4 protein-coding genes and 2 tRNA genes are annotated in these 3,941 nt (G+C 37.7%); 1 reads left to right on the top strand and 5 read right to left on the bottom strand.

Annotation, left to right across the window (positions count from 1 at the left end):
• Positions 1-128: 128 nt before the first annotated feature.
• From HMPREF9074_RS06785 to HMPREF9074_RS06765, 5 genes are all read right to left on the bottom strand, one after another.
• Positions 129-905 (bottom strand): hypothetical protein, encoded by a 777-nt coding sequence (locus tag HMPREF9074_RS06785; protein WP_009392802.1) that lies wholly within the window; start codon positions 903-905, stop codon positions 129-131.
• 3 nt (positions 906-908) lie between these two features.
• The gene (locus HMPREF9074_RS06780) at positions 909-1,331 is read right to left on the bottom strand and encodes a hypothetical protein (protein WP_009392799.1); all 423 of its coding nucleotides are present in this window, start codon (positions 1,329-1,331) and stop codon (positions 909-911) included.
• 135 nt (positions 1,332-1,466) lie between these two features.
• Positions 1,467-1,539 (bottom strand) — tRNA-Met (locus HMPREF9074_RS06775).
• 70 nt (positions 1,540-1,609) lie between these two features.
• Positions 1,610-2,719, bottom strand: a complete 1,110-nt coding sequence (gene alr, locus HMPREF9074_RS06770) for an alanine racemase (RefSeq protein ID WP_009392797.1) — start codon at positions 2,717-2,719, stop codon at positions 1,610-1,612.
• The gene (locus HMPREF9074_RS06765; protein WP_009392796.1) at positions 2,716-3,486 is read right to left on the bottom strand and encodes an enoyl-CoA hydratase/isomerase family protein; all 771 of its coding nucleotides are present in this window, start codon (positions 3,484-3,486) and stop codon (positions 2,716-2,718) included. The genes alr and HMPREF9074_RS06765 overlap by 4 nt, the downstream gene beginning before the upstream one ends.
• Before the next feature lie 86 nt (positions 3,487-3,572).
• On the opposite strand from HMPREF9074_RS06765, the gene HMPREF9074_RS06760 reads away from it, so the two are divergent.
• A tRNA-Ala gene (locus tag HMPREF9074_RS06760) sits at positions 3,573-3,646 on the top strand.
• The last annotated feature ends 295 nt before the right edge of the window (positions 3,647-3,941 follow it).

Here is a 3,941-nt window from a genome sequence, read left to right as displayed (position 1 = left end):
CCTATCATAGCTTCAAATATTTTCTTTTGTTCAGATAAAGAGCGCTAAACTCAATGTTCGAGCGAAAAATAAATTAATAAAAGTAAAAAGTAAATTGAAGTTTTAGAATGACTAGGGATATAAACCTTTTATTCCTCAATTCCTTCATTTTTTAAATACATCAATTGATTATACAGATTCTCTAAGGAAAACAATACTTCTTCCTCCAGTTCTGTATCCGAAAGAAGCAGGTTCTCTGTAGCTTGTAGGAAGATTTGCTGGGTATGAGGTGACATAAGCCAAGCAGTTATTTGCTCATTGAGCTCTGGGTGCTTGTCCTTAAAATAACTGTGCTTGAACGCTATTCCTACTGAGCGAAAGCTATGAGTGAGGAACTCCTCAAAGTAGTACAATGCCATTACCTTATCAGCCTGTTGAAGCCAAGTATTTAAAAGGGGGGCTATAGGCAAGCCACTCAAGCCAAAACAAACCAGCCAGTCCTCTGCTGAATCACATAGGTCAGGATTCTCTCCCTCAAGTACCTCATTAAAAAAGGCTTTTGCAAAGCGCTCCATAAAAGCGCTCTCTGCAGGTTTCCAAATATCTTCACGTTCAAAATGACATTTAGAGAGTGAAAAACCTTCATCTATGTATAAAATTTCTCCTTGTGAGAGAAGTTCTAGCATACGTGGTAAGAAATACCGAAGCTCGATAATTGCCTTGTCTTCATTCTCAAACATAGCACTGATATAAGTATCTATCAAATCTCGAGAGAGCTCCCGCAAAGGGGTAGTTACCAATAACTTTATTTCCTCTTGAGTGATACAGTTCCCACAATCACAGACAGTTAAAAACGAAGTAATACTATAAGAAGCAAAAATAGTATAAGCTTCTTCTATATAAGGGGTAAGTTTTTCATATTTCATATTTTATTTATAAGTAACCCACATAAAAGTACTTCCTCCTTTGCGGTCATAATGAGCTCCTACACTTCCCCAATCAAAGGAATGTGCTTCGCCTATTTGGGAGGAAATCCATTGTTTGTAATATTTTTCTGTTTTCAGCTCGTAAGCCTCACTCCAATCCTCCCAAGAAGTTTGTCGTTCATTCATAGAAAATTCTATGGAGAATAAGTGCTCTTCTCTGAAGCAAAGTGCCACACTGAACATCTTTCTTTCAAAAGAACAATCATTGAAATACAACCAACAATACCCCGTTCCCACATCCCATATTTTATGAGTAGGAAACTGCGCCCGAAGGCTCGAAAAAGTAGTATCCTTCGTAATAATAACTTCTTTGACCAAGAAAAAATCACCATTTTCAACATTCAGAAAAGAGATTTCAGTATCCATAAAAGTAAATGGTTTTAGAACCGACAAAAATACTCGGTTATATACTCGAATTTATACTCGCTTTGTATAAGTTGATATAGTTTGGACATAAAAAAATACGCTCTAAGGCGTATTTTTATTAGGCTTTTACCTTTGTAGCGGGAACTGGACTCGAACCAGTGACCTTCGGGTTATGAGCCCGACGAGCTACCTACTGCTCTATCCCGCGATTTTCTGGGTGCAAAAGTACAAACTTTTTTTTATATAGCAAACTTTTTAGCAACTTTTTTTAATATTTTTTATTCTTCTATATATAAACGCTTGATTCTGTGCGCCATAGAGGTCATCAATTCATATGATATTGTCCCTGCCGATTCTGCTAAAGTCTCTGCTGTATGATCTTTGTCAAACACTATTACCTCATCTCCTTCTTCACAATCGATGTGAGTGATGTCTACCATTATCATATCCATACATACATTTCCCAGAATAGGGGCTTTTTTTCCGTGTATAAATACAAACCCCTTTCCTTTGCCGTAAATTCGGTTGATACCATCGGCGTGTCCCACAGGTATAGTGGCAGTCTTAGTAATATGATCTGCTATGTAACCCCTGTTATAGCCCAAACTATCACCTATTTCAAGGCGGTGAATTTGCGAAATTACACTTTTTAACGACATTATAGGGGTCAAATAAGGCTGAAGAGCAGCGTCATTAGCAAAACCATACATCCCTATACCACTGCGCACCATATCAAACTGTGCCTCAGGATAATTGAGTATTCCTGAAGTATTGCACTGGTGGTAAATCACTTTATGTGCAAAAGTCTGATTTACCTTTTCCTGAAAAGCGATAAAACGCTGTATCTGGTTTTCGGTAAATACTTTCTCATTCATATCTTCTGAGGCAGCCAGATGCGAATAAGCTGTTTTTACCTTTACAGTAGCATTGTTTTTTAACAAACTAAGCACTTCGTCTATTTGATTGAAATCAAAACCTAAGCGGTTAAGCCCTGTATTGCATTTAAGGTGCACAGGATAGTCAGATAATTGGTGCTTTTCAGCGTATTCTAAAAACAAATGTGCTGTTCTAAGTGAGTAAAGTGTCGGTTCTAATTGATATTTTATAATATCATCAAAATTAATACTTTGTGGGTGCAGTACTATGATAGGCAAGCTGATACCGCGTTTGCGTAGTGCGATACCTTCAGAAGTATAAGCTACCGCAAAATAGTTAGCTAACTTTTTTTTCTCTATATATGCAGCTATTTGGGTAGCTTCATTGCCGTATGATGAGGCTTTTACTACTGCCAAAAACCAAGTAGTAGGTTTTAGCCTACTTTTTAAATATTGTATGTTTCTCTCTAAAGCGGTAAGGTCAATTTCTAATACTGTTTCTTCAGTTTTCATTTATTTTTCAATTTTTCTAACATTAATCTTGTTTGTTCTGAAAGCACCAACCTGCCAGAAATAGCCGCATTATCTATAAGTTCTCGTTCCCAGTGTTCCGTATGTTGCCAGGTTACGCGTTTCATCTCTGATAATGCCTGAGGATTAGATTTTAGTAGGGTAACTAAAAAATGGTCAATAGCTTCGTCCATCTCTTTAGCTGTTTCATACACACGTGCTATAAGTCCTTTCTGCTGTGCCCAATAGGCATTTTTCCATTGGTCTGGTGCCATAAAAAGCTCATTTAAGGCAGCCTGTCCTGCTTTGCGCAAGATAACTGGAGCAATCACAAACGGACCTATACCAAGCGAAAGTTCAGAGAGTTTTATACTCACAGCTTCAGTAGCAAATACATAGTCTAAAGCAGCTAATAACCCTACACCGCCACCTACAGCTTTCCCTTGTACTCTTCCGATAATCAGCTTTTTGCAACGGCGCATAGCTAAGAAAAGATGTGCAAACCCTTCAAAAAACTTACAACCTTCAGCCTCATTAGTAATAGCCAAAAGTTCGTCAAATGAAGCTCCTGCACAAAACGCTCTATCGCCTTCGCTTTTTAAAAGGATAATACTCACCGCATTGTTTTCTGACAAAGCATCAATTTCTTGCGTTAGCCTTTCCAAGAGCACCAATGGAAAAGCATTAGCATTTGGGTGACCAAAAGTAATGATTGCCAGTTGGTTATCTATCTTTGTGTATAAAGAACCTTGTTGTCTATCAGTTGTCATAGTTACAAATTTTGTGGCAAAAGTATAATTTTTTTTGCAAATAGGTTGTTTAATCAAAAAAAATATTTATCTTTGCCCTCACAATCGGGGATGTAGCTCAGTTGGCTAGAGCGTTTGGCTGGCAGCCAAAAGGTCGTGGGTTCGAGCCCCATCTTCTCCACAAATAATACTGATTATCAGTTGTTTACAGCTGATAAGGGACTAAGTCAGGGACTAAAATATAATTTTAGTCCTTGTTTCATTAAAGACTAAAATAGATAGCCAAAATATTGCAAGGTCATTCTTGAGGGTAGCCAAAGTATTACAAGGTCATTGTTGAAGGTAGCCAAAATATTACAAGGTCATTGTTGAAGGTAGCCAAAATATTACAAGGTCATTCTTGAGGGTAGCCAAAATATTGCAGGGTCATTGTTGAAGGTAGCCAAAATATTGCAAGGTCATTCTTGAGGGTAGCC

It is taken from the genome of Capnocytophaga sp. oral taxon 329 str. F0087 (genome assembly GCF_000213295.2).
GTDB classification, from domain to species: domain Bacteria; phylum Bacteroidota; class Bacteroidia; order Flavobacteriales; family Flavobacteriaceae; genus Capnocytophaga; species Capnocytophaga leadbetteri_A.
Note: the sequence above shows the minus strand (reverse complement) of the source record. Positions and strands in the feature narration are given on the sequence as shown.

Coding starts and splice junctions, on each gene's coding strand:
- HMPREF9074_RS06785 (WP_009392802.1), bottom strand. CDS start 905: ATGAAATATGAAAAACTTACCCCTTATATAGAAGAAGCTTATACTATT.
- HMPREF9074_RS06780 (WP_009392799.1), bottom strand. CDS start 1,331: ATGGATACTGAAATCTCTTTTCTGAATGTTGAAAATGGTGATTTTTTC.
- alr (WP_009392797.1), bottom strand. CDS start 2,719: ATGAAAACTGAAGAAACAGTATTAGAAATTGACCTTACCGCTTTAGAG.
- HMPREF9074_RS06765 (WP_009392796.1), bottom strand. CDS start 3,486: ATGACAACTGATAGACAACAAGGTTCTTTATACACAAAGATAGATAAC.